Annotated in this window: 1 protein-coding gene; it reads right to left on the reverse strand. The window is 74.2% G+C overall.

Annotated features, from left to right (window positions below; translation table 11 throughout):
- Nucleotides 1–66: 66 nt before the first annotated feature.
- A partial coding sequence (locus tag AC1DQC_RS19910) for an LLM class flavin-dependent oxidoreductase (RefSeq protein WP_477052959.1) occupies nucleotides 67–654 on the reverse strand: 588 nt, incomplete at its 5' end.

The following is a 654-nucleotide window of genomic DNA, read 5'->3' on the forward strand; positions in this document are numbered from 1 at the left end:
CGGCGATGAACGTGCTGCGCCCGGGCACGATCGGCACCACCAGGTGGTCGCCGGTCGGGCCCGGTTCTACGCGCTGACCAGCGCGCGTTCGTCCGCGAGCAGACCGCGCCGGGCCAGGAGGGGGCGCACGCCCTCCCCGAACCAGTAGGCCTCCTCCAGGTGTGGGTAGCCGGACAGCACGAACTCGTCGAGGCCCAGCGCGTGGTACTCCTCGATGCGGTCCGCGACCTCGGCGTGGCTGCCCACCAGGGCGGTGCCTGCGCCGCCGCGCACCAGTCCGACGCCGGCCCACAGGTTCGGCGCGATCTCCAGCGAGTCGGTGCGGCCGCCGTGCAGGGCGGCCATTCGGCGTTGCCCCTCGGACTCGGACCGCGCGAAGCGGGCGCTGGCATCGGCGATCGCTCCGGGGTCCAGTCCGGCGAGCATCTTGTCGGCCACCGCCCACGCCTCCCTCGCGGTGTCGCGGGTGATCACGTGCAGCCGGATGCCGAATCGGACTGTGCGCCCGGTCTGTTCGGCGTGTTCGCGGACTGCGGCGATCTTCGCGGCGACCTGCGCGGGCGGCTCGCCCCAGGTGAGGTAGACGTCCGCGTGCCTCCCCGCGACGGGCAGCGCGGCGGGCGACGAACCGCCGAAGTAGATGGGCGGCACCGG

It is taken from the genome of Cellulomonas sp. P4_H12, assembly GCF_056400905.1.